Source organism: Martinezella sp. CNPSo 3890, assembly GCF_057784455.1.
This window is the reverse complement of the sequence record NZ_JBXSOR010000005.1, coordinates 185,653-204,831: the sequence shown is the minus strand read 5'-3', so window position 1 is coordinate 204,831 and position 19,179 is coordinate 185,653. Positions and strand designations below refer to the sequence as shown.

Here is a 19,179-nt window from a genome sequence, read left to right as displayed (position 1 = left end):
GGCTGATTTTCCAGGTCATTCGCGGTGATGTCGCTTTCATGCTGCGGCGTCGCAAGTGCGACATGTGTGCAACGCAGCAAAAAACGTGACGTCAAGGGGTTTACAAGCGTGACCCCGGATGGGATTCTTTTAGGCGAAGGGTGCTGCTTGATTGGAAGCTGTGTCATTCCCTTCAATCGGATGCCGTAAATCTAGGCCCCGATGCGCCGCTATCTTGCTGGTGCTTAACCGAACAAAATCAATCCGAAGCCGGCATGCGGGTGTTTCCGTGTCCGGCTGTTGTCTTGGTGCGCCCTGAACGTCACGAGGTCGGGGTAAAGAGAATGCGGGCTTTAACATGGGCTTCAAGTCAAAACGCGTCCTTCGCGGCGTTCTTGGTCTTCTTGCGAGTGTCAGCTTGCCGCAGGTCACTAAAGCCAGCGATCTGATGATCTGGTCGCCGGTCAAGGTCGCACCCAGAACATACAAGACCACTCTCGGTTTCCGGCTGCCGATGGCCTGGGATGTCAGCGCTGGCATGGATCTCGGACTTGGCAGCGCGGCCACCGGCGCCATCCTGCGCAGCAGCAGCCTGGCAACCCTATGGGGTACGGCAATCGACGATCACAAGCGCTTTTCGACCACATGGCGCCGAGAGGTGTCATTGAGGGTCGACGCGCTCAACAGCACCGGAACGCTTTGCCTCGAACGCTCGCGGAGCTGGACGGTGTCGGAAAACCTGGACATGAGCACTTCGAGGTCGCTGAACGTAAATTATGCGGGCACGCGGAATGCGGCAAGCTCCATTACCGCGACACAAGCCGTGACCGTTGCGGTTCCGTGGACGGGGACGTCTCTATCTGCGATCGGCAATCTGAAGGACGTCGGCAGCGTCTTTTCCAGCACGGTCTCGTTTCGGCAGCCTTTGGCGCCGAACCTCAATTTCTCGGCCTCCTTCGCCGATCCGCAGACTTTGACGCCGGCTGGTAATGTGCGGCTGGACTACCGTATCAAATGGTAGATTCACGGGTTTCTAGTTCGGCCCTTTCCTATCGCGGCAGGGAACAAATGCCTCTCGCGGAAGTTTAGAACGGGCAGGACATCGATCTTGCTCGAGGTGTCATGACCTCGCGAAGCCTGCCGCTGGTTCGACTCCCTGCCGGCGGCAGGCTTAGCGTTCGAGCAGTGACCTCAGTCGGCAGGCCCTGTCGCCTCCGTCGGTGATTTGATCGTTATGTCGGGCTCGGCAAGCCTGGCCTTGAGCTTCGAGACCACATCGTGCCGGACATCGGACCACGACGTGGTGATCGCCCAATATTCGATGTTGAGCACGGCTTGATCGACGGCCAGTTCGTCGAGAAAAACCTTCGGTGCCGGTGTGGTCTTGATGCGTTGATCCGCTTTCAGGATGTCGAGGATCGTTTTGCGGGCAAGATCGATGTCAATTTTCTCACCCATGGCAACGGACAATTGCTGGCGGCGGTCCGGCTCGCGGCTGTGGTTGATAATGGGCGTGTTCCAGAGCGTCGAGTTCGGTGCCATCAGATAGAGGCCGTCCGCCGTCCTCATCTCCGTCGCGAAGAGCCCGATTTCCTTGATGTAGCCTTTGACGTTCGTCGTCTCGATATATTCGCCGACCCGGAATGGCCGCAGGATCAGCAGCATGATGCCGGCGGCGATATTTTGAAGCGTGCCTTGCAATGCCAGGCCGATCGCCAGGCCGGCAGCACCGAGAGCGGCAATGATGGAGGCGGTCTGAACGCCGAACTGGCCAAGGACGGTGATGAAGACAAGGATGAGCAAGCTGTAGTGCAGGACATTCTGGAAGAAGCTCGCGAGCGTTTCGTCTATGCCGCGAATGCGCGAGATGACGCGGTAGGCCGAGCGGCTGATAATGCCCGCAAGAAGCCAGCCACCGATCAGAAGAATGATCGCGCCGAGTAGCGAAAATCCATATTGAACCGCGAGCGCCGAGGCCTGGTCGAGTGCCGTGCGAGTGGCGACGACGATATTGGTCGTTTGATCGTCCATGTCAAAACTCCATCTTTCCCAGAGAGCCAAATGAGAAGTCGCGTTTTTTGTTCCTGGCAATCGGGCGCATGAAACCCAACGGTTTCAATGGATTATGCGGGTCGGTCTCTATGCGGGAGCGTCAGGCGCCGTGCTTTGCCTGATGCGGACCAATGGTAGCAGCTGCGGCGTAGTGAGCCTTCTTCTGCTCGTACATGCCGAGATCCGCGCGCTTGATCATGGCTTCCATGGTTTCGCCGGGCAGGCTCGTGGCAATGCCGATGGAGACGCTGAGTGGCGCGCTGGAATAGAACTGATTGTTGATCTTCAGCAGTTCGTTGATCGTCTCGACCATCGCGGCAGCCGCGATTTCATCAGCGCCCGGCATGAGAACTGCAAATTCGTCGCCGCCGATGCGGGCGGCGTGGTTCGGCAGGGAGACGACGCTGTTCAGCACCTCGCCCATACGGCGCAGCAGAGCATCGCCAGCATCGTGGCCGCTCTCGTCATTGGACTCCTTGAGTCCGTTCAGATCGAGAATGATGGCCGATACTGGCCGAAGCGATTTGCGCTCCAGCCTGTTGAGCTCCTCCATATAGAAGGCGCGGTTGAAAAGCCGGGTGAGCACATCGTGCTTGCCGAGATATTCGAGATAGGCTTCCGCCTTCTTGCGCGCGGTAATGTCGGTGAGTGCCACTTGCACCAGCGACCAGTCTTCCTCGTAACCGGGAAAAACCGAAAACTGCAGGAGGACGTGACGCTCCGATCCGTCGAGCGCGTAGTTCAGCACTTCACGCTGATGGAAGAGGCGGCCGTTCCACAACTCCACCAATTGCCCGCGAAAATGCTTCTCCATATCATCGCGGAACACTTCGCCGATCCGCTGATGCAGGGTCTGGCGGTCCGGTGCGCAGAAGAGATCGAGCGTTGCCTGATTGACGTCGAGCACACTGATCTCGCTCATGCATTGCTGGACGAACTCCGGATGCACGTCGAGAAATACCTGAAAGTCGACAATGCCTCGGTGGCGGATATCATCGAGCAGGATCTTGATGCGGCTGAAATCCTCGACCCACAGGGAAACCGGCGAATGCTCGAACATGCCCTCGGCATAGCGGCGCTGCCGCTCTTCCTGCCGTCTCGCCTCCTCGCGGGCCGTCACGTCTTCCGTCGTCAGCAGCAGCCGGCTCCACGAGGTCTCGTGGCCCGGCAGGATGACGCCGCGTAGCTGGATGTCGAGCCTTTTGCCGCCGAGGGAATAGTTGATTGCGGTGCCGGAAAACTCGGTCTTGCCTTCCCAGAGCGCCACAAGCTCATTCACATGGCTTTGCAGCATCTCGTCGCGAAAGACCCGCGAAAGGCTTTCGACGAGCGTCTCGAAGGATGGCGCCTCGAAGAGCTCCAGCGTCCTGGCATTGACGGCAAGGAGCTTGATCCTTTGCGAGCAGGATGCGACGCGCTGCACGTCGGCCAACAGATAGGAACGCAGGTCCGTCACGCCCTCCGCACGCCAGACCTCGAACTGCTCCTTGACGCTGCTGAAATCCTCCAGCCACATGGCGACGGGGGCAAGGTCGAAAACGGTGCTGCTGAAGTCCTGGGCGTTCATCATGATTCCCTGCGCCGGCAGTAAAAGTCGGTATGCGAAATAAAAGGCCGGCAGTTCGCCAAGTTCTGCTTAGCGAGCATTGGTAAACCTTGTGTTGATATCAGGTAGCGGGTCAAGCCGGACAATCACTGTCCGCTTCTTTTCAACTCATTCTTGTCAAAACTGTGCCCCAAATGGCTCTCTGGCGCGATTGCTATCGGATTGATCCGATGTATTGGGGGCAGTCATGTCTTCAAAAAACGCTCGAAGGCTTCGAGGGTCTTTTCGCTGACATGGTGTTCGATGCCCTCGGCATCATTCCTTGCCGTATCAGGATCGACGCCGAGGCGGCAAAGAACGGCCTCGACGATCTCATGGCGCCGGCGGGTTGCCACGGCCAGACGGTGCCCTTCTTCAGTCAGGAACACGCCACGATAGGGGCGCTGCGTGATCAGGTTTTCCTCGGCGAGCCGCTTGAGCATTTTTGCAACCGTCGGCTGCGTTACTCCCAGTCTTTGCGCAATATCGGTCTGGCGCGCTTCGCCGGTATGCTCTATCAGATCGGCGATGAGCTCGACGTAATCCTCCATCAATTCCGTACGTCGATCGTCGCGGCTTTTCTGAAAAGCCTCGGCATGCGTCTCGATCTCGGTCGAAGAAAGACGGCTTTCCGGGGCGGCGGGCAATTTCGTCAACGCGGCTCATCTCCCTCTTGATTAAGAGTCGTGTAATGATGTTTAGCCTCGACTATAAATAATTCAAAGACGTTATGAAACCCCGGCGACCGATCCCGGCCAGCCGTGAAATCGAAATTCCCGTGTCTCAATTGGCTCGTCGCGCCACGCCTTCAGGCGCGCAACAGCGGCAGCAGTTGCTCACCTTGCCGCTTTATTTCCCAGAGGTATGGTGTGTCCGAAAGAACGAAATGCGTAATGCCGAGGTCGCGATACTTGCGCAGGGAGCGGGCGACATCCTCTGGCGAGCCGACCAGCCAGGTAGTGCCGGCGCCACCGCCGCCGAACCTGCCCGGCGCGGTATAGAGATTGTCGTCAAGCACGTCGCCGCGCGCGGCGAGATCGAACAGCCGTTTCTGGCCCACTGCGATCGATTGCCGGTGATCATTCCAGCCGACACCCTTATTCTCAGCCATCTCCGCGACTTTCGCCTCGGCGTCGGTCCAGGCCTGCTCCGTCGTGTCGCGCACCAGCGTCGTAATGCGCAGCCCGAATTCCAGTGGCGGCAGATCGCGATCAAGGTCTCTGCTTAATGCCTTAAGCCGGCTTATTCGCTCAGCAATGTCGGCGAGTGGCTCGCCCCAGAAAAGCTGAACATCGGCCTCCGTGGCGGAAACGCGTTCTGCAGCATCCGAAGCGCCGCCGAAATAGAGCCTGGGATGCAGACGTTCACCGCGCGGCTCGATGCGCGGCGCAGCCGTGGATTCGCTGACGCGAAAGTGTTCTCCCTCATAGGTGACATTCTCTTCGGTCCAGAGCCTGCGGCTGAGCCGCATGAATTCCTTGGTGCGACCATAGCGGTGCGCTTGATCGCCCTCGCTGTCGCCATAGGCGGCAAGATTGTCCTTGCCGGAAACGATGTTGATGCGCACCCGGCCGCCGCTCAGCTGATCCAGCGTGGCAGCAGCGGAAGCGAAGTGCGCGGGGCGCCAGTAGCCGGGGCGGATTGCAATGAGCGGCTCGAAGCTGGTGGTGCGCGCCGCAAGTGCGGCCGCGACGGTGAAGGTGTCGGGTCGGCCCCAGCCGGTGCCGATCAATGCGCCCTTCCAGCCGTGATCCTCCAATGCCTTGGCATGGCTCGTGAGCGTTTCCAGGCTGTTGTGGTTCTCGACGGCGGAATCGCCGCGGTGACCCGGCTTGACGTCGTTCGGGATGTACCAGAGAAATTCGCTGTTATCGCTCATGCCTGCGCCTGTCGGTCTCTCTGAATTGATTGATACGGGATTTGTAGCGAGGAGAGCCGTGGTGAATCCTCGGCTCATCTCCCTTGAGTCTAAAGCTTGCCCTTCCACGGGACGAGCACGGCTTCAAGAATGCGGACGGCGGTCGAGAAGGCAAAGGCGCAGACCGCAATAATGCCGATGCCGACGAAGACGACGTCGGTGGCAAGGAACTGCGACGCCGACATGATCATGAAGCCAATGCCGCGGGTCGAAGCGATGAGTTCGGCCGCCACCAGCGTTCCCCAGCCAATGCCGAAGGCGATCCGGATGCCCGTCAGGATTTCCGGCAGCGCCGAAGGCAGGACGACGTTGAAGAAAAGCTGCGGCCGGTTCGCGCCGAGGGACCGTGCGGCATTGACCCGCTCCAGGGGCAGCGAACGGACTCCGGCTTGGGCGGACAGGCAAATCGGCGCGAACATGGCGAGCACGAGAAGGGTGATCTTCGAGGTCTCGCCGATCCCAAGCCATATGATCATCAGCGGCAGATAGGAAAGGGGCGGCAGCGGCCAATAGAATTCGATCGGCGTATCGAGAATTCCCTTTGCCCAGCGGTTGAGGCCCATCAGCAGGCCGACAGGAATGCCTATCCCGATCGCGATGGCTGCGGCGACGACGATGCGGGACAGGCTTGCCAATATATGTTCGGAAAGTGAAGCGCCGGCATAACCATCGCGGTAGACGACGCCGATCTGCGTCAGCACTTCATCGGGGCGAGGCAGGAAGAGGTGTGACACCAGACCGAGCTTTGCGACGAGCCACCACAATGCGAGGCAGACGATCGCAGTCGCGATGCTGATGGCGATGGTGGGTTTCTCGCCAACGCCGAAACTCGGGACGCGAACCAGCTTCGGTTGCGCTTCCCTTTGAGGAACGGTAATCGGGCGCGTTTCGATGATGTCACTCATGCCACGCTCCTGATGTTCTCGGCGCTGTGGAGAATAGCGCGAATTTCTTCCCGAAGGCTGCTGAATTCAGGCGACGAGACGATCGCCTTCGTATCGCCGCTGGCGGCAAAGCGATGTACGAAATCGAGTTCGAAACGCGCAACGACACGCCCGGGCCTCGGAGACATGACGAGAACCTCCGTTCCGAGAAAAAGCGCCTCCTCGATCGAATGGGTGATGAAGAAGATGCGCTTGTCGGTTCTAGCCCAGACGGAAACCAGCAGCTCCTGCATCTGCTCGCGCGTCAGGCTGTCGAGAGCGCCGAATGGTTCGTCCATCAGCAGGATATCGGGATCGGTGGCAAGTGCCCGGGCAATGCCGACGCGCTGGCGCATGCCGCCCGACAGTTCGTAGGGCAGGGCATTGGCAAAGTCGGTCAAGCCGACAAGCCGTAGCAGTTCCGATGCGCGATCCCGGCGTTCCCGCTTGCCGAGCCCGGCAAATTGCAGGCCGAGGGCCACATTGTCGATGACGGACTTCCATGGCAGCAACGAATCCTTCTGGAAGACGACGCCGCGATCGGCGCCCGGACCGGAAACAGGCCTGCCGTCGAGCGTGATCTTTCCCTCTGAAAGCGGCAGGAAACCGGCGATCGCATTGAGCAGGGTGGATTTGCCGCAACCGGATGCGCCGAGTGCGACCACGATGCCGCGTTCGGGAATGTCGAAGGAAACGCGGTCAAGCGCATGAACGGTTCTGCCGTCACGCGCTGCAAAGAAGACGCTTGCATGGTCGACTTGAAGCATGGGCTCTCTCGATATTGCGACGCCGGCGCGACAAGCGCGCCGATGCCAGGGAGGATCAGTTGCTTGCGCTGACGAGCGCGTCGGCGGTGACGAATGCGCCGTAATTCGGCAGGACTTCGGAGACTTTTCCCTGGCTCTTTAGGAAGGCTGCCGTGTCCTTGAGGATTTTTGCCGCGCCGGATTGATCGCCGCCACCGAGCCAGGCCGCCGATGCCTGCACGTCGGGCGTCAGCAGAGTGAGGTTCTTGAGCGCTGCCGCCTGCTGCTCTGCAGTACCGCCCAGAAGCTTGGCGAGCGCCTTGGCGTTGTCGCTGTCCGGTCCCCAGGCGGCCTTGTCGGCGGCAAACGAGGCGTAGTATTTGTTGATCACCGAGGCATAGGCCTTCAGGAATTGCGGATTGTCTGCTGCGAATTTTGAGGTTGCAACCCAGGCGGAAAATGTTGGAGCGCCCTTGTCGGCGACGTCCTTGGATGTCACCAGCACCTTGCCGTTCTTCTTCAGTTCGGTGAGTGCCGGGTCCCAGACGAAGCCGCCGTCGATATCACCGCGATTGTAGCTTGCGACGATTTCAGGCTGCGGGACAGCAAAGACCTGTACGTCCTTTTCGCTCAGGCCAAGGGACTTGATCAGGGCGAGCAGCTGATAATGGTCAGTGGAAACGGGTGCCGCCGCGAGTTTCTTGCCCTTCAGATCGGCGAGTGTGCTGATGCCGGAGCCATTGCGCACCACCAGAGCTTCATCGACACCCGAGATGGACGAGAGGTAAAAGGCCTTCACCTCGAGTCCGCGTGAAGCAGCAGCGGCAAACGGGCTCGAGCCGACATAACCGATCTGGACATCGCCGGATGCGATGGCGGCGAAGATCTCCGCTCCCGAATTGAACTTGCGGAAGTCGATCTCATAGCCCGTCTCCTTTGCGAAATCGCCATTGGCGATCGCGACAGAGGAGGGAAGGGCATCCGTCTGATAGGCGACGACGACCTTCTTGTCGGCAGCGGCTGCGCCGGCCGCCATGGAAATGCTGGCGAGACCCAAGACGGCCGCAGCAATCAGTGTGTTGAATTTCATGACTAGTCCCCTTGGCCGGATCAGATTTTCCGGCGGTTCCCTGAATGGAATGCACAGAGCCTAGCCAAATCGGGGGCAGGATCGATAGAAATAGCAAACTATTTTTATAGACTATAATAGGAATTGTTTGTCTAAATGGACGAAGACGACAAGGTTAGCATCTTTCCGGCGGAGCGAAGCCGACATGGATATCGACGTTCAGGAACGCGTCAAAATCCTGAACTCTGCTCGAGAGCGGTCATTCCCATAGCAAAGCGAAAGCCTGCCGGCCTAACTGGTGCTCTCGCGCTCGTTGAGATCGATCTGACCTTTTTCCGCCAGGATCGGCAGGGCGATATTATGCTGCGCCTCATTCATTTCCTGCACCGTGACGAGCGTTCCTCCCCGTTCGAGGGCGGCTGCATAGGCGGCACGTTGCTCCTCGTGAAAGAAGATGCCCGTCAACGCATCCAGAAAGCCCATGTGATCGGTCGGTGAGGTATCTGGCCGGTTGCCCGGTGTCATGGTGATCGCGTCCTTCGGGATACCGGCTTCCATCAACGCCTGGGCTGCAGCTTCCGCGTCATATTCGTCGTCGAAGAATGCGGTCAATGCAAAGGAGCCGGTTTTACGTTCGCTATTCATGGCGGGTTCTCCGTTCTCGTGGTCTCATTGTCTTAACGAGCACCAGGGGAGGGGGTTCCCATGTGATGAGCATCCCGCATGGAACAAACAGAAGGACGATTAGTTGATCGTCATAGAATCTGGAACCACAGCGAGCCCCCAATGCTCGAAAGATTTCCTTCGGCCGGCGCAGGCCCATCGCTCAGCTATGAGCATGCCGATGCAGAGACACTTGATGAGCTGCATGAGGATGCTCGATCCTGCACACGTTGCGATCTCTATCGCAACGCCACTCATCTGGTGTTCGGTGAAGGGCCGGCCCGAGCAGACATCGTGCTGGTCGGCGAACAGCCGGGCGACAAAGAGGATGTGGCCGGCCGGCCTTTTGTCGGACCGGCCGGCCGGCTTCTTGATGAATGCCTTGAGGAAGCGGGCGTGGATCGGGACCGTTGTTATGTCACCAACGCCGTGAAGCATTTCAAATATCAGATGCGCGGCAAGAAACGACTGCATGCCAGGCCCAATACCGGCGAGGTACAGCGCTGTGCCTGGTGGCTGGGAGCAGAACTCGAATTGCTAAAGCCGAAGCTGGTCGTCGCACTTGGGGCGACGGCTGTATCCTCGCTGCTCGGCTCGAAAGTCAGGGTCATGCGCGACCGCGGCCAGATCCTGCATCCGTCGGGAAAACTCGATGTCCTGGTGACCATTCATCCCTCGGCGCTCCTGCGGATCAGGGAGGCGGATGAGAGGGAAAAGAACAAGCTCACCTTCATTCGGGATCTCAAAAAGATCCGGAGTTTTGTGCGGCACTGACGATTTTCTCCAGACACAACCCGCAGAACAGCAAGCAAAGGTCATGTTATGGCTGACAATCAACCCAATATTGCGGAAACCAAGCCGGATCGGCTGAAACAGCAGCCTGTTGATGATGCCGGCCGCGAAAATGATGCACCGGCTGAAAAGCGCGCATCCTTCATTCGCCGTCATCCCCTCTCCATTCTGCTCGGCATCGTCGTGTTGCTTGCACTGATCGTAGCCGCATGGTTCGTCTGGAAGATCTATTTCTATCCCTATGAGTCGACGGATGATGCCTTTGTCGATGCGCGCAGCTTTTCGGTTGCTGCCAAAGTATCCGGCTATGTTGCCGAGGTTCCGGTGACCGATAACCAGTCCGTCAAAGCCGGCGATGTCATCTTGAGGATCGATCCGCGTGACTATCAGATCGCGCTCGATCAGGCGAACGGGCAGGTAGAGGTGGCAAAGGCCTCGGTCGACAGCGCCGGCGCGCAGATCGAGGCGGCGAGCGCCGCCGTCGACGTCGCCAGGGCGCAACAGAATTCCGCCACCGCCGCTCTACAATTTGCACAGCAGGAATCCAATCGCCAGCAGCAACTGGTCAAGACCGGCTCCGGCAGCGTGCAGGCCGTGCAACAGGCTACGGCAACCCTGCAGCAGGATCAGGCAAGCCTTGCCCAGATGCAGGCGAATATTACCTCGGCGCTGAAGAACAAAGCCGTTGCCGAAGCGCAGAAATCCAGTGCGCTCGCAAGCCTCAAGCAGGCGCAGGCACAGGCCGAAGAAGCGCAGCAGAACCTAAGTTACACGACGATCACGGCGGCGCAGCCGGGGCGCATCGTACGTCTTGCCGGCGCCAAGGGGCAGTATGTGGAGGCAGGGCAGGCAATCTCGACATTCGTTCCCGATGAGGTCTGGATCACGGCGAACTTCAAGGAAACGCAGCTCACCGACATGCGGCCGGGCCAGCCGGTGGACATCACGATCGATGCCTATCCCAATCACACGCTCCACGGAAAGGTGGCCTCGGTTCAGCCGGGCTCTGGCACTGCCTTTTCGCTGTTGCCAGCAGAAAACGCGACCGGCAATTACGTCAAGGTTACGCAGCGCGTGCCGGTCAAGATCATCGTCGACCGATGGCCCGATGATGTTGCAATCGGCCCCGGCATGTCCGTGGTGCCGACAGTGACGGTACACCCGAGGAGCTGAGCGAGATGAGCGGTGCAAGCGCAGCGGCGGGTGGAAGAGAAGCATCATCCGCGCAAGTCACGAATCCCTGGCTGATTGCCATGGTGGTGTCGCTGGCAACCTTCATGGAAGTGCTCGACACCACGATTGCCAACGTGGCGCTGCGCTACATTTCAGGCGGCCTTGCCGTCAGCTCCGACGAAGCGTCCTGGGTGGTCACGACCTATCTCGTTTCCAACGCCATCGTGCTGGTTGCCAGCAGCTATTTCGCCGAACGGTTCGGACGCCGTCGGTTCTATCTCCTATGCCTGGTGACATTCACGATCGCTTCCGTTCTGTGCGGTCTATCGTGGAATCTCCAGGCGCTGTTGATTTTCCGCGTTATACAGGGTTTTGCCGGCGGCGGCATGGTGCCGACCTCGCAGGCGATCCTTGCCGATGCCTTCCCGCCGGCAAAACGTGGTCAGGCTTTTGCGCTCTTCGGTGTCGCCGTGGTCGTCGCGCCGGTCATCGGACCGACCTTGGGCGGTTATCTCTCCGACAACCTCTCCTGGCACTGGTGCTTCCTCATCAATGGTCCCTTCGGCATATTCGCCTTCGTGCTCGTCTATGTGCTGTTGAAGGAGACTCCGAAAACGAGGAATATGCGCGAGGAATTCCGCCGGAAGGGCGTGCGTTTCGATCTCATCGGCTTTCTGCTGGTGGCAACCTTTCTCGGCTCTCTGGAACTCATCCTGGATCGGGGGCAGACCGATGACTGGTTCGGCTCCGACTTCATCATCGTCATGGTAGTCATATGCATTCTCGCCTTCCTGGCGGCCATACCGTGGGTTCTGACCAAGGCTAACCCGATCATCGACGGGTGGCTGCTCGGCACCCGGCAATTCGGTTCGTGTTTCATCGTGATGATGGCAACCGGCGCAATCCTGATTGCGACGACGCAGTTCATCCCTGAGGTCGTGCAGCAGAACTACGGATATACGGCGACCTGGGCTGGGCTCGCACTTTCGCCAGGCGGGCTTGTGACCATGGTCATGATGTTCGTTGCTGGCCGGGTGAATTCCCTGGTTCAGCCGAAGTATCTGATCGCCATAGGTGCGGCGATCATTGCGATGTCCATGTGGCAGCTGACGCGGCTCTATCCCGGCCTGAACTTCGGCTTCTTCGTCTGGTCTCGTCTCTATATCGGGCTCGGCCTGCCGCTGATCTTCATCCCCATCACCTCTGCCTCCTACTACGGTTTGAGGCCTGAACAGACCAATCAGGCGTCGGCCATGATCAATGCTGCGCGCAACATCGGCGGCTCCATCGGCGTTTGTATCGCGTCAAATGTCCTGGCGCATCGGGAGCAGTGGCACCAGAGCCGCCTGGTGGAGCATGTCACGCCTCCCTCACCGGCCTATCAGGAGACACTGCGAACCATGACGCGTTATTTTGCCGAGAAAGGTGCAACCATGGCGGATGCCCAGGCGCAGGCGACGGCCTGGATAGGGCAGCAGGTGCAGACCCAGGCGAGCTTCCTCGCCTATATCGATGTATTCCATGTGCTGATGCTGGTCGTGCTCTGCGCCATTCCGCTTGCGCTGATCCTGAGCAATGTCGATCTCAAGGAGGGTGGCGGCGGCGGCATGCATTGAGTACTGTAACGATCGATCCTCCCGCAGGTGGACGGTTGGCTCATTAGGTCATTCGCCGCAACAATGCGATGAGGGCGTCAGTGTTGTCATGGGTCTCAAGCGAGAGCAAATGCTTGTCCGCGAGCTCAGCAATCGCCAAGGCGACTTCACGCTCCGACCATCCCGCCAGGATCGCGGCACTCAGCAACTCTCGAAAAGCGGCTTGCAGCGCGTCCTGGCAGCGGATGTCCCGGTCGGGATCATCATCGGTCACGAATGGTCGTGCGATATCGGGCATAGGTAAAAGGTGAACTGATTTGCGGGTTTTGGCAATCTATTGCGTTCAATCGCTCTCGATTGCGCCCTCTTTGCGTCGTGAGAGGCGTAACAGCCGGTCAAAATGATCGGTGATCCGCGGGTTTTAACGGCTCGACGCTGTGCTCTCCTCTGAGCAGGCGTAGTCTCAACAGGCGTTCGATCTCGTCATTGGAACCTGCATCTGCACCCATCCACCGATTTTGGTCGCTGCTGATTTTTTCCGCATCCGGGGAAAGAAAAAGAAAGCTGTTTCTTAAATAACTTAAAATCTATGTTTTTTATAGACTATAGCGCTCCATGATCGGCATTGGGCGCAAACATGGATGAACGGCATGACTTATCTTCTCAGTCTTCTTGACAAGAGCCCGATCGAACAGGGGCTTAGCGCCACCGATGCGCTCGGTGCCACGGCTCGCTTGGCCATCCGGGCCGAGGAACTCGGCTATCATCGCTTCTGGGTTGCCGAGCATCACAATATGGCGAATCTCGCAAGTTCGGCTCCGGAAGTCCTGATCGCTCATCTTCTTGCCCGGACTTCGAGGATCCGTGTCGGTTCCGGCGGCGTCATGCTGCAGCATTACAGCGCCTATAAGGTCGCAGAAACTTTCAATCTCCTGGCGTCGCTGGCGCCGGGACGCGTCGATCTGGGTGTAGGCAAGGCGCCGGGCGGTTTCCCGCTCTCCACCCGCGCATTGCAGCGTGCCTTCGATCCTGAGAAGAAGCCGGACTTCGCCGAGCAGCTTTCCGACATCAACACCTATCTCGCGGCCGACCCTCATTCCGTTGGCGCGCTGGCGACGCCTTTTCCGCCGCGTGCGCCGGAGCGCTTCCTCCTTGGCGCCAGCGTGGAGAGCGCGAAGCTCGCCGCGGAGAAGGGCTGGCGGCTGGTGTTTGCCGGCCATCTGAACGGCGATTCGGAAAATCTTCGCAATACCTTCGAGGCCTACGGGAATGCGACTGGCGGCAAGGTGCCGATCCTGGCGCTCGCAGCCTTTGCTGCCGAAAGCGAAGCCCATGCCCGTGAGCGCGTTGGGCAACTGCGCATCGTCAAGCTCTTCCTGCCCAACGGCCAGAGCGTCAATGTCGGCACGCAGGAGCAGGCGGCGGAATTTGCGCGGCAGGCCGGCTTCTCGGAGTTCCGGACCGAAGAGAAGGTGCCGAGCGTGTTGCATGGCACGGCGGCGCAGATCCGCGGCGAGCTCGACGCGCTTCATCGCCGCTACGGCGTCGAGGAGTTCGTGCTCGACACGCCGGCGCTGACGGCGGCCGAACGCCTCAACTCCATAGAATTGCTCGCCAAAGAGCGCCTTTCCCTTGTTGCCTGAACGGCCTGTCCCAGGAGGATCATCATGGCTCAAAAACACGTTACCTTCGGTATCATGCTGCAAGGCCCTGGCGGCCACATGAATGCCTGGAAGCATCCGAGCGTTCCGGCCGATGCCAGCACCAATCTGAACTTCTTCGTCAAGACAGCCCGCAAGGCCGAAGAGGCCGGTATCGCCTTCGCTTTCGTCGCGGACGGACTCTATATCAACGAGCAGTCGATCCCGCATTTCCTCAATCGCTTCGAGCCGCTGACCATCCTGTCGGCACTTGCCGCCTTTACGACGAAGCTCGGCCTCGTGGGCACGGTTTCGACATCCTATAGCGATCCCTTCACCATCGCCCGGCAATTTGCCTCGCTCGATCTCATCAGCGGGGGCCGCGCCGGCTGGAATGCCGTGACGTCTCCGCTCGAAGGCTCTGGCCGCAACTATAGCCGCGAACATCCCGAGCACGAGCTGCGATACGAGATTGCCGACGAGTATCTCGATGCGATCAAGGGCCTGTGGGATTCCTGGGATGACGATGCCTTCGTGCGCGACCGTGAAAGCGGTGTTTATGCCGACAAATCCAAGCTACACCGCCTGAACCACAAAGGCCGGTTCTTCCGCATCGAAGGCCCCCTCAATATCGGCCGCTCCAAGCAGGGGCAGCCGGTGGTGTTCCAGGCCGGTGCTTCCGATTCCGGTATCCGGCTAGCGGGCAAGCACGCCGATGCCGTCTTCACCAATGGCGGACCGCTGGAAGACGCGAAGACCTTCTATAAGCAGGTGAAGCAGAGCGCGATCGCCCATGGCCGCAGTGCCGCGGATGTCGGCATCTTCCCGGGCATCGGGCCGATCGTCGGCGCGACGCAGGAGGAGGCGGAGGCCAAGTACCAGGCGATCCGCAATCTCGTCACCATCGATGAGGCACTGGCCTATCTCGGCCGCTTCTTCGATCACCACGATTTCAGCGCCTATCCTCTGGATGAGCCGTTCCCCGATCTCGGCGATATCGGCCGCAACAACTTCCGTGCCACGACCGACCGCATCAAGAAGACCGCGCGGGAGAAGGGGCTCACCTTGCGTGAGGTGGCGCTCGATGCTGCCACGCCGCGAACCTCCTTCATCGGCACGGCCGAGCACATCGCCAATGAGATCATCCGCTGGGTGGATGAAGAAGGCGCGGATGGCTTCATCCTCGGTTTCCCGGTGATCGGTGAAGGCTTCGACGACTTCTCCAGGCATGTCCTGCCGATCCTGACCGAGCGCGGCTATTTCGACCCGGCGTTGAAGGGGGAGACGCTGCGAGATCATCTGGGCTTGCCGTATCGCGAGAGCCGTTACGCGACAGAGGCTTCGAACATTACACCCGCAAAGGCCGTCGGCGCCTGAGCCAGGACGATCATCATGAACGCTATCATCAAGCCCGCTTTGGTCACCGATCAAATCGAAACAGGGATTGCCGCCTACCTCGACGAGATCATCGCGCTGAGACATGACCTGCATCAATATCCCGAACTCGCCTTTCAGGAGCACCGCACATCCAAGAAGGTCGCTTCGTTGCTTGCCGACTGGGGTTACGAGGTAGCAACGGGCATAGCCGGGACCGGCGTCGTCGCAACCCTTAAGCGGGGCGATGGGCAGCGCAGCCTGGGCATCCGTGCCGATATGGATGCGCTGCCCATTGAAGAAGCAACCGGGCTTGACTATGCCAGCAGCAATCCCGGCGTCATGCACGCCTGCGGCCACGACGGACATACATCGATCCTGCTCGCTGCTGCTCGTTACCTTGCAGAAAGCGCCAATTTCAGCGGCACGCTGCGGTTGATCTTCCAGCCGGCCGAGGAAATTGGCGCCGGCGCGCGCAAGATGCTCTCGGAAGGACTTTTCGATCGGTTTCCGGTCGATGCGGTCTTCGGACTGCACAATTGGCCCGGCGTGCCGACGGGGCAGTTCGGTTTCGTCGCCGGCCCGGCGATGGCTTCCGTCGACAAGGCGGTCATCAACATTGTCGGAAAGGGCGGACATGGTGCCGAGCCGCATCGTGCGGTCGATCCGGTACTGGCTTCGGCTTCATTCATTACGGCCCTGCAAAGCGTCGTCTCACGCAATATCGATCCTCAGGAAATGGCGGTCGCAACGGTGGGCTCCATTCATGCCGGTTCGGCTTCGAACGTCATCCCGGAAAGCGTGGAGATGAAGCTGACCATGCGCGCTTACAATGAGACCGTCCGAGCCAGATTGCAGGAGCGAATTCCCGCACTGGCGCGCGCGCAGGCGGAGAGCTTCGGCGCTGTGGCTGAAGTCGATTACCGTCTCGGCTTCCCTGCACTCGTCAATCATGCCGAAGAGACAGAATTCGCCCGCAATGTCGCCTTGCAGGCGCTTGGAAGTGCTGCCGTCGAGGCGAATTTCCGGCCGCGGACGGCGAGCGAAGACTTTGCTTTCCTGCTGCAGGCCAAGCCCGGGAGCTACCTCTTTGTCGGCAATGGCGACAGCGCACCGCTGCATAGCGCCCGCTACGATTTCAACGACGCCATCATCGCGCCGGCAGCCCGCTACTGGGTGCTGCTCGCCGAAGCTTTCCTCGCGAACGGGTGACGAACGACATGAGCGATACGTTTCTTTATACGACCACGTTGGACCCGCGCGCCAAGCCGCTGATCGACGAGCTGATCCATGAGTACGACAGCCGCTACGGCAACTATTTCAATGCTGAAGGGGCGGTTGCCGAACTCAACCGCTATCCGCCGGAGGCCTTCGCGCCGCCGCAGGGCAATTTTCTGCTCTTGCTCCGAAACGGGGAGACGATCGGCGGTGGCGCTTTCAAGCACTATGACGAGCAAACCGCCGAATTCAAACGAATTTGGACGCGCCATGATCTCCGTCGTCAGGGATTGGCGCGCAGGGTGCTGGTCGAACTGGAGGCCCAGGCGGCGCGACAGGGCTATCGTCGCATCTACCTGACTACTGGCTTTCGCCAACCCGAGGCGGTCGGTCTTTATCTCAACAACGGCTACACAGCCCTGTTCGATACTTCCGTCGATCCGGAAGTCTACAAGAGCCTGCCTTTCGAGAAGGATATCAGCCATTTGGCTCTGGCCTATATCGCCGAAACCTCGGGCTCGCAGCAACGCTTGGCAGCCGCCGGCCGATAACGCATGGCGGATCAACGACAATCATAAGGGGTAAGCATCATGGCGCTGACGACGGATTTTGCGGGTGTCGATCGAGATACTGGAGCCGCCGAGACGAAGACTGACTATTCGCGTTACCGGATCGTGCCCGCGAGGCACCCTGGACGTACGGCGGGCACGATCTTTGCCGCGCTTGTCATAGCGATCGTCCTCTATTCCACCTTTACCAATCCGCGCTGGGGCTGGGGTGTCTTCGCCGAGTGGTTCTTCGCGGAGCCGGTGCTGGTTGGCCTTGGCAGGACGTTGCTGCTGACAGCGCTTGCGGCGGTGTCGGGTTCTATCCTCGGAACGGTCTTGGCGCTGGCGCGCGTATCAAAGTCGCCGCTGCTTGCGAGCCTCTCCTGGGGCTATATCTGGCTTTTGCGTTCGATCCCGATGATCGTGCTGCTGCTGGTTCTTAACAATCTCGGCTATCTCTATGAAACCATTAGCATCGGTGTCCCGTTCACCGACAAGGTTCTGTTCGATTATCCGACCACACAGCTGCTGACGCCGTTTGCCGCGGCCTTTCTCGGACTGACGCTAAACCAATCCGCTTTCTTTGCTGAAATCGTGCGTGGCGGCATTCTGTCGGTCGATCAAGGTCAGTTGGAAGCGGCTGCATCCCTCGGCCTGTCTCGCCGCCGCCAGGCGTTCCGCATCGTCCTGCCGCAGGCGATGCGCTCTATCCTGCCCACGGGGTTCAACGAGATCATCGGCCTCGCCAAGAGCACTTCCATGGTCTATGTGCTCGCCCTGCCGGAACTCTTCTACACGGTGCAGGTCATCTATCGCCGCAATCTGGAAGTCATTCCGCTCCTGATGGTGGCGACCGTCTGGTATCTCGTCATAATGACGGTGCTGTCGATCGCACAGCATTATATCGAGCGCTATTTCTCCAAGGGTGCGGTGGGCAATCCGACGCCCTTGCCATTCCAGGCATTCTTCCGCCGCTTCCAGCGGCCGCTGCCTACTGCGGCGGCAGACACCCGATCGGACACCGCGACACTCGCCACACTTCGCAGCGTGACGGATCTTCGTGCCAAGGGTGGTGCTGTGCGCATCCACGGCATTTCGAAGAGCTTCGGCACGCTGAAGGTCCTGGACGATATCGAGCTCAACCTGCCGGCCGGCAGCGTCACAGCCATTATCGGCCCGTCGGGCTCAGGAAAATCGACGCTGCTGCGCGCCATCAATCATCTGGAACGCGTCGATAGCGGCTTCATTTCCGTCGACGGCGAGCTTGTCGGTTACACACAGAAGGGCGAGGTGCTCTACGAGCTCAAGGAAAAGGACATTCTGAAGCGCCGGACCGACATCGGTATGGTCTTTCAAAACTTTAACTTGTTCCCGCATCTCACTGTTTTAGAAAACATTATCGAGGCACCGATCCAGGTGCGCGGGGTGAGTCGCGACGAAGCGACTGTCTTTGCGCAGGAGCTTCTCGCCCGCGTGGGTCTCAGCGACAAGATCGACGCCTATCCCCGCCAGCTCTCCGGTGGCCAGCAGCAGCGTGTCGCCATCGCTCGCGCGCTGGCACTGCGGCCGAAGGTTCTTCTCTTCGATGAGCCAACCTCCGCACTCGATCCTGAGCTCGTCGGCGAAGTGCTCGATGTGATCAAGGAGCTTGCCCGCACCGGCACGACGCTCGTCATCGTCACCCACGAGATTGGCTTTGCCCGCGAGGTCGCCGATAGCATCGTCTTTATGGAGGGCGGCCACGTTATCGAAGCCGGCTCGCCAACGCAGATCCTCAACGATGCGAGACATCCGCGTACGCGCGCTTTTCTCGCCAAGGTTCTCTAGCAGTCGCAGGTAGGCATTCGACGCTCTGACGCAACGGGCGTCCTGATCATTGTAACCACAATAACAACTTAGAATTG

Annotated in this window: 18 protein-coding genes; 9 read left to right on the top strand and 9 right to left on the bottom strand. The window is 59.5% G+C overall.

Features of this window, described 5'->3' with window-relative positions:
- The first annotated feature begins 337 nt into the window (after positions 1-337).
- Positions 338-1,000 (top strand): hypothetical protein, encoded by a 663-nt coding sequence (locus AC13RC_RS15535; RefSeq protein ID WP_488557679.1) that lies wholly within the window; start codon positions 338-340, stop codon positions 998-1,000.
- A gap of 170 nt (positions 1,001-1,170) precedes the next feature.
- Here the strand turns inward: AC13RC_RS15535 and AC13RC_RS15530 are convergent, their stop codons facing one another.
- From AC13RC_RS15530 to AC13RC_RS15495, 8 genes are all read right to left on the bottom strand, one after another.
- Complete coding sequence (locus tag AC13RC_RS15530; RefSeq protein ID WP_488557678.1) at positions 1,171-2,010, bottom strand: mechanosensitive ion channel family protein; 840 nt, start codon at positions 2,008-2,010, stop codon at positions 1,171-1,173.
- A 121-nt stretch (positions 2,011-2,131) separates the two neighbouring features.
- Positions 2,132-3,601, bottom strand: coding sequence for a sensor domain-containing diguanylate cyclase (locus tag AC13RC_RS15525; protein WP_488557677.1), 1,470 nt, complete (start codon positions 3,599-3,601; stop codon positions 2,132-2,134).
- A gap of 221 nt (positions 3,602-3,822) precedes the next feature.
- Positions 3,823-4,272, bottom strand: a complete 450-nt coding sequence (gene mntR / locus AC13RC_RS15520) for a manganese-binding transcriptional regulator MntR (RefSeq protein ID WP_488557676.1) — start codon at positions 4,270-4,272, stop codon at positions 3,823-3,825.
- Between the two features lie 152 nt (positions 4,273-4,424).
- Positions 4,425-5,495: an LLM class flavin-dependent oxidoreductase gene (locus AC13RC_RS15515; protein WP_488557675.1), complete on the bottom strand. Its 1,071-nt coding sequence runs from the start codon at positions 5,493-5,495 to the stop codon at positions 4,425-4,427.
- 89 nt (positions 5,496-5,584) lie between these two features.
- Positions 5,585-6,439, bottom strand: a complete 855-nt coding sequence (locus tag AC13RC_RS15510; RefSeq protein ID WP_488557674.1) for an ABC transporter permease subunit — start codon at positions 6,437-6,439, stop codon at positions 5,585-5,587.
- A complete protein-coding gene (locus AC13RC_RS15505; RefSeq protein WP_113353711.1) occupies positions 6,436-7,224 on the bottom strand; it encodes a taurine ABC transporter ATP-binding protein in 789 nt (262 codons plus the stop codon). The genes AC13RC_RS15510 and AC13RC_RS15505 overlap by 4 nt, the downstream gene beginning before the upstream one ends.
- Positions 7,225-7,279: 55 nt before the next feature.
- Positions 7,280-8,293 carry a taurine ABC transporter substrate-binding protein gene (gene tauA, locus AC13RC_RS15500; RefSeq protein ID WP_488557673.1) on the bottom strand — a complete coding sequence of 338 codons (1,014 nt, stop codon included), beginning with the start codon at positions 8,291-8,293 and terminating at the stop codon, positions 7,280-7,282.
- Positions 8,294-8,563: 270 nt separating this feature from the next.
- Complete coding sequence (locus AC13RC_RS15495) at positions 8,564-8,917, bottom strand: hypothetical protein (protein WP_113332394.1); 354 nt, start codon at positions 8,915-8,917, stop codon at positions 8,564-8,566.
- Between the two features lie 141 nt (positions 8,918-9,058).
- Between AC13RC_RS15495 and AC13RC_RS15490 the strand changes: the two genes are divergently transcribed.
- Genes AC13RC_RS15490 through AC13RC_RS15480 form a run of 3 tightly spaced genes read left to right on the top strand, consistent with a single transcriptional unit; the run spans position 9,059 to position 12,516 of the window.
- Entirely contained in the window at positions 9,059-9,709 is a 651-nt protein-coding gene (locus AC13RC_RS15490) for a UdgX family uracil-DNA binding protein (protein ID WP_488557672.1), read from the top strand.
- A 48-nt stretch (positions 9,710-9,757) separates the two neighbouring features.
- A complete protein-coding gene (locus tag AC13RC_RS15485) occupies positions 9,758-10,900 on the top strand; it encodes an HlyD family secretion protein (RefSeq protein WP_488557671.1) in 1,143 nt (380 codons plus the stop codon).
- A gap of 5 nt (positions 10,901-10,905) precedes the next feature.
- On the top strand, positions 10,906-12,516 hold the full coding sequence (locus AC13RC_RS15480) for a DHA2 family efflux MFS transporter permease subunit (RefSeq protein ID WP_488557670.1): 1,611 nt from the start codon (positions 10,906-10,908) through the stop codon (positions 12,514-12,516).
- Positions 12,517-12,559: 43 nt separating this feature from the next.
- On the opposite strand, the gene AC13RC_RS15475 is transcribed toward AC13RC_RS15480, so the two are convergent.
- On the bottom strand, positions 12,560-12,769 hold the full coding sequence (locus tag AC13RC_RS15475) for a hypothetical protein (protein ID WP_233789861.1): 210 nt from the start codon (positions 12,767-12,769) through the stop codon (positions 12,560-12,562).
- Between the two features lie 376 nt (positions 12,770-13,145).
- Between AC13RC_RS15475 and AC13RC_RS15470 the strand changes: the two genes are divergently transcribed.
- The 5 genes from AC13RC_RS15470 to AC13RC_RS15450 are packed head-to-tail and all read left to right on the top strand — an operon-like array spanning position 13,146 to position 19,102.
- Positions 13,146-14,138: an LLM class flavin-dependent oxidoreductase gene (locus tag AC13RC_RS15470; protein ID WP_488557669.1), complete on the top strand. Its 993-nt coding sequence runs from the start codon at positions 13,146-13,148 to the stop codon at positions 14,136-14,138.
- Between the two features lie 24 nt (positions 14,139-14,162).
- A complete protein-coding gene (locus AC13RC_RS15465) occupies positions 14,163-15,512 on the top strand; it encodes an LLM class flavin-dependent oxidoreductase (RefSeq protein ID WP_488557668.1) in 1,350 nt (449 codons plus the stop codon).
- A 15-nt stretch (positions 15,513-15,527) separates the two neighbouring features.
- Entirely contained in the window at positions 15,528-16,721 is a 1,194-nt protein-coding gene (locus AC13RC_RS15460; protein ID WP_488557667.1) for a M20 aminoacylase family protein, read from the top strand.
- Positions 16,722-16,729: 8 nt separating this feature from the next.
- Entirely contained in the window at positions 16,730-17,278 is a 549-nt protein-coding gene (locus AC13RC_RS15455; RefSeq protein WP_145318025.1) for a GNAT family N-acetyltransferase, read from the top strand.
- Between the two features lie 39 nt (positions 17,279-17,317).
- Complete coding sequence (locus tag AC13RC_RS15450) at positions 17,318-19,102, top strand: amino acid ABC transporter permease/ATP-binding protein (RefSeq protein WP_488557666.1); 1,785 nt, start codon at positions 17,318-17,320, stop codon at positions 19,100-19,102.
- The last annotated feature ends 77 nt before the right edge of the window (positions 19,103-19,179 follow it).

What these genes read in the sequence shown, in the direction of transcription:
- AC13RC_RS15535 (WP_488557679.1), top strand. Translation starts at nt 338, where the DNA reads ATGGGCTTCAAGTCAAAACGCGTCCTTCGCGGCGTTCTTGGTCTTCTT.
- AC13RC_RS15530 (WP_488557678.1), bottom strand. Translation starts at nt 2,010, where the DNA reads ATGGACGATCAAACGACCAATATCGTCGTCGCCACTCGCACGGCACTC.
- AC13RC_RS15525 (WP_488557677.1), bottom strand. Translation starts at nt 3,601, where the DNA reads ATGATGAACGCCCAGGACTTCAGCAGCACCGTTTTCGACCTTGCCCCC.
- AC13RC_RS15515 (WP_488557675.1), bottom strand. Translation starts at nt 5,495, where the DNA reads ATGAGCGATAACAGCGAATTTCTCTGGTACATCCCGAACGACGTCAAG.
- AC13RC_RS15510 (WP_488557674.1), bottom strand. Translation starts at nt 6,439, where the DNA reads ATGAGTGACATCATCGAAACGCGCCCGATTACCGTTCCTCAAAGGGAA.
- AC13RC_RS15505 (WP_113353711.1), bottom strand. Translation starts at nt 7,224, where the DNA reads ATGCTTCAAGTCGACCATGCAAGCGTCTTCTTTGCAGCGCGTGACGGC.
- tauA (WP_488557673.1), bottom strand. Translation starts at nt 8,293, where the DNA reads ATGAAATTCAACACACTGATTGCTGCGGCCGTCTTGGGTCTCGCCAGC.
- AC13RC_RS15495 (WP_113332394.1), bottom strand. Translation starts at nt 8,917, where the DNA reads ATGAATAGCGAACGTAAAACCGGCTCCTTTGCATTGACCGCATTCTTC.
- AC13RC_RS15490 (WP_488557672.1), top strand. Translation starts at nt 9,059, where the DNA reads ATGCTCGAAAGATTTCCTTCGGCCGGCGCAGGCCCATCGCTCAGCTAT.
- AC13RC_RS15485 (WP_488557671.1), top strand. Translation starts at nt 9,758, where the DNA reads ATGGCTGACAATCAACCCAATATTGCGGAAACCAAGCCGGATCGGCTG.
- AC13RC_RS15480 (WP_488557670.1), top strand. Translation starts at nt 10,906, where the DNA reads ATGAGCGGTGCAAGCGCAGCGGCGGGTGGAAGAGAAGCATCATCCGCG.
- AC13RC_RS15470 (WP_488557669.1), top strand. Translation starts at nt 13,146, where the DNA reads ATGACTTATCTTCTCAGTCTTCTTGACAAGAGCCCGATCGAACAGGGG.
- AC13RC_RS15465 (WP_488557668.1), top strand. Translation starts at nt 14,163, where the DNA reads ATGGCTCAAAAACACGTTACCTTCGGTATCATGCTGCAAGGCCCTGGC.
- AC13RC_RS15460 (WP_488557667.1), top strand. Translation starts at nt 15,528, where the DNA reads ATGAACGCTATCATCAAGCCCGCTTTGGTCACCGATCAAATCGAAACA.
- AC13RC_RS15455 (WP_145318025.1), top strand. Translation starts at nt 16,730, where the DNA reads ATGAGCGATACGTTTCTTTATACGACCACGTTGGACCCGCGCGCCAAG.
- AC13RC_RS15450 (WP_488557666.1), top strand. Translation starts at nt 17,318, where the DNA reads ATGGCGCTGACGACGGATTTTGCGGGTGTCGATCGAGATACTGGAGCC.